Consider the following 4,381-nt stretch of genomic DNA (forward strand, 5'->3'; position numbering starts at 1 on the left):
GGCTGGTCACCGTGCGCGGCGACGCCCAGCGCCGACGTCACCCCGGCGCACCTGACGGCGATGGTCGCCCTGGTGCTCCAGGCCGTCCGTGAGCTCGCCGGCGACACCCCGGCGCCGGCGGTGCTGCGCGGCCGGGCGTACACCCTCGGGGTCCGGCCGGAACCGGCCGCGACGCCGCCGGGCAGCGCGGCGGTGACCCTCGACCAGGTCGGCGGCCTCGACGAGGTGGTGGCCCGCTTCCGGGAGATCGCGGTGTCGTTCCGGCACCCCCAGGTGATGGCCCGCTGGGGCGCGCGCCGCCCGCAGGGCATCCTGCTGTACGGCCCGCCCGGCACCGGCAAGACCATGCTGGCCCGCGCGCTGGCCAAGGAGATCGGCGCCGACTTCCGGGAGATCCGCACCCCGGAGATCCTCGACAAGTACCTCGGCGGCTCCGAGCGCAACATCAAGCAGATCTTCCGCGAGGCGCGCGGCTACCGGCAGCCCACGGTGATGCTCTTCGACGAGTTCGACAGCATCATCAGCTACGCCGGCGCGGGCGGGGACGCCGCCAGCCAGGCCGTCAACGCGGTCGCCGGCATCTTCAAGCAGGAGATGAACACCCTCATCGAGGAGAACCCGGACGTCATCGTGGTGGCCACCACCAACTTCCCGCACCGGGTCGACGCCTCGCTGACCCGCTCCGGGCGCTTCGACGTCAAGCTGGCCATCCCGGCGCCCGACGAGAGCGGCCGCGCCGAGATCATCGCCAAGATGGTCCGCGAGCTGATCGACCGGCACGAGCGCCCCGGCTTCCGGATGTTCGCCGACGACGTCGACCCGCGTGGGCTGGCCGCGCTCACCGCGGGACTCACCGGCGCGGACCTCCGCGAGGTGCTGCGCCGGGTGCAACTCGCCAAGGCGATGCGCGAGGCCACGGAAGGTGCGCCGGCCGGCCCGATCAGCCAGGATGACCTGCGTGACGCCATCGCCGGGCTGCGGCTCGGTTGAGGCGTACGACGGAAGGAGATCCGTGTCGTCCACCCTGCTGTCCCGTCGTGACCTGCGCTTCCTGCTCTACGAGTGGCTGGACGCGCCCCGGCTGACCGAGCGCCCCCGCTACGCGGAGCACTCCCGGGAGACCTTCGACGACGTGCTCGACCTCGCCGAACGGGTGGCCGCCGAGCACTTCGCCCCGCACAACCGGGCCGCGGACACCAGCGAACCCGTCGTCGACGGCGGGCGGGTCCGCATGATCCCGCAGGTCAAGGCCGCGCTGGACGTCTTCGCCGGCACCGGGCTGCTCGGCGCGAGCATGGACGAGAGCGTCGGCGGGATGCAGCTGCCGCACGTGGTCTCCGCCGCCGCGTTCGGCTTCCTCCAGGCCGCGAACGTGAGCACCGCGGCGTACCCGTTCCTGACCCTGGGCAACGCCAACCTGCTGCTCGCCCACGGCAGCGCCGCCCAGGTCGACACCTTCGTCCGGCCGATGGTCGAGGGCCGGTTCTTCGGCAGCATGTGCCTGTCGGAGCCGCAGGCCGGCAGCTCGCTGGCCGACATCACCACCCGCGCCGAACCGCAGGACGACGGCAGCCACCGGCTCTTCGGCACCAAGATGTGGATCTCAGGGGGAGACCACGAACTCGCCGAGAACATCGTCCACCTGGTGCTCGCCCGGATCCCCGGCGGCCCGCCCGGAGTGAAGGGCCTCTCGCTGTTCATCGTGCCGAAGGTGCTCCTCGGCCCCGACGGCACCCTCGGCGCCCGCAACGACGTGGTGCTGGTCGGCCTCAACCACAAGATGGGGTACCGGGGGACCACCAACACCCTGCTCAACTTCGGCGAGGGCGTGCACCGGCCGGACGGCCGCCCCGGGGCGGTCGGCTACCTGGTGGGCGAGCCCCACCAGGGCCTGGCCCAGATGTTCCACATGATGAACGAGGCGCGCATCGGCGTCGGGGCCGGCGCGACCGCGCTCGGCTACACCGGCTACCTGAAGTCCCTGGCGTACGCCCGCCAGCGCCCGCAGGGCCGGCCGCTCGCCGACAAGGACCCGACGGTGCCGCAGGTGCCGATCGTCGCGCACCCTGACGTGCGCCGGATGCTGCTGGCCCAGAAGAGCTACGTGGAGGGCGCCCTCGCGCTGGTGCTCTACTGCGGGCGGCTGCTGGACGAGGAGAAGACCGCCCCCGACCCGGCCGACCGGGCCCGGGCGCACCTGCTGCTGGACATGCTCACCCCGATCACCAAGAGCTGGCCGTCGCAGTGGTGCCTGGCCGCCAACGACCTGGCCATCCAGGTGCACGGCGGCTACGGCTACACCCGCGACTACGACGTCGAGCAGCACTGGCGGGACAACCGGCTCAACCCGATCCACGAGGGTACGCACGGCATCCAGGCGTTGGACCTGCTCGGGCGCAAGGCGACCATGGACGGCGGAGCGGGGCTGTCCCTGCTGCTGGAGACGATCTCCGCGACGGTGAGCCGGGCCTGGAAGGCCGACGGGGAGGCCGCCGAGCTGGCCGCCCAGCTCGGCGCCGCGGTCGACCGGATCGCCGGCACCACCCGCCGGCTGTGGGCCACCGGTGACCCCGCGCTCGCCCTGGCCAACGCCAGCCTCTACCTGGAGGCCGTCGGGCATGTGGTGGTCGCCTGGATGTGGCTGGAGCAGCTGCTCGCCGTCGACGCCGCGACCGGTGCGGCGGCCGGCGGTGCGGCGGCCGGCGGCGACGCGGACGCCGCCTTTTACGCCGGCAAGCGGCAGGCGGCGCGGTACTTCTTCCGCTTCGAGCTGCCCCGCACCACCGCCCGGTTCGACCTGCTGGACGGCCTCGACCGGACCACTCTGGACATGCGCGACGAGTGGTTCTGAGCGGCAGCTGCCCGTGGCCCCGATGGACCATCCCGGGACGATTCCGTCGGGGCCGGACCGCGACGCCCGGCTGGAGACGCTACGACGGTGGTGGCGACTGCCGGGGCCGGTGCGGGCCGAGGTCCGCCGGCTGAGCCGGGAGCGCCGACATCACCCGGACGACGAGGTCGCCTGGACCGCCTGGCGCTGGGCGCAGGCGGTGCTGCCCCCGGGCGCACCGGAACCGGGCCGGGCCCGCAACATCCTCAGCGCCGCCGGCTTCTGGACGCGGCTCGTGGTCGAACTGCTCACCGGCACGGACCCGACCGACCCACCGGCACCGCACTGGCTGGACCGGCGACGGGCCCGCCGCATCCTGCGCCTGGGGCCGCCCGTCCGCTGACGGCGCGTCCCGGCCCGGCTCAGTCCTGCGCGAGCAGCCGCTCGCGGACCTCGCGGCGCAGGATCTTGCCGATCTGCGATCGGGGCAGCTCCTCGACCACCACCACCCGACGCGGCACCTTGTACGCCGTCAGGTGCTGCCGGCAGGACGTGCGCAGGCTCTCCGGATCGGCCGCGCAGTCCTCGTGCAGCACCACCGCCGCGACGACCTCCTCGCCCCCGTGCTCGCCGGGTAGCCCCACCGCGGCGGCGTCGGCCACCCCGGGCACCCGGCGCAGCGCATCCTCCACCTCGGACGGGTAGACGTTGAAGCCGCCGGTGATGATCAGTTCCTTGATCCGGTCGACCACGGTGACGAAGCCGTCCGGGTCCATCACCACCACGTCCCCGGTACGCAGCCAGCCGCCCGGCAGCAGCACCGCCGCGGTCTCCTCCGGGCGGTTCCAGTAGCCGGAGAACACCTGCGGGCCCCGGATCAGCAGCTCGCCGGCCTCGCCGGGATCCCGGTCGACCGACGGGTCCTCGGGATCGACGATGCGGACCTCGGTGGACGGGAACGGCACGCCGACGGTGCCCGGCCGGCGGGCGGGCGAGACCGGGTTGCCCAGCGCCACCGGGGAGGTCTCGGTCATGCCGTACCCCTCGACCAGCAGCCCGCCGGTGACCGACTCCCAGAGCTGAACCGTGGACGGCGGCAGGGCCATCGCGCCGGAGATGGCGTACCGGACGGAGGTGAGGTCGACGCCGCGCTCGCGGGCGGCGGTGGCCAGCTTCTCGTAGATCGGCGGGACGGCGGGCAGGAACGTCGGCGGGCGGCGGCGGACCGCGTCGAGCACCTGGTCGACGTCGAAGCGGGGCAGCAGCACCAGGGTGGCGCCGATGCTCACCGAGAAGGTCAGGCAGAGCGTCAGCCCGTACGCGTGGAACAGCGGCAGGACGGCGTAGACCGTCTCCTCGCCGTCGCGCAGCCCCGGCACCCAGGCGCGGCCCTGCGCCGCGTTGACGCGCAGGTTGCGGTGGGTCAGCACGGCGCCTTCGGGATGCCGGTGGTGCCGCCGGTGTACTGCAGCAGCGCGGTGTCGTCCGGGCCGGGCGCGGGGTGCTCGGCCCGCAGCGGCGGCGCGGCGGCCAGCAGCGCGTCCCAGCTCA

At 73.8% G+C, this 4,381-nt stretch carries 3 protein-coding genes and 1 pseudogene; 3 read left to right on the forward strand and 1 reads right to left on the reverse strand.

Going from position 1 to position 4,381, the window contains the following annotated elements:
- The 3 genes from JNW89_RS28895 to JNW89_RS28905 all read left to right on the forward strand — a co-directional run.
- Positions 1–990 (forward strand): 26S protease regulatory subunit (locus JNW89_RS28895; protein WP_238451505.1); only part of this gene is annotated, 990 nt, incomplete at its 5' end.
- The gene (locus tag JNW89_RS28900) at positions 950–2,851 is read left to right on the forward strand and encodes an acyl-CoA dehydrogenase (protein ID WP_375155161.1); all 1,902 of its coding nucleotides are present in this window, start codon (positions 950–952) and stop codon (positions 2,849–2,851) included. The genes JNW89_RS28895 and JNW89_RS28900, both read left to right, overlap by 41 nt.
- A 22-nt stretch (positions 2,852–2,873) precedes the next feature.
- Complete coding sequence (locus JNW89_RS28905) at positions 2,874–3,233, forward strand: hypothetical protein (protein ID WP_238451507.1); 360 nt, start codon at positions 2,874–2,876, stop codon at positions 3,231–3,233.
- Between the two features lie 19 nt (positions 3,234–3,252).
- Here the strand turns inward: JNW89_RS28905 and JNW89_RS28910 are convergent.
- Positions 3,253–4,381 (reverse strand): annotated as a pseudogene (locus JNW89_RS28910) (AMP-binding protein); the annotation flags it as partial.

The organism is Micromonospora sp. 4G55 (genome assembly GCF_016803375.1).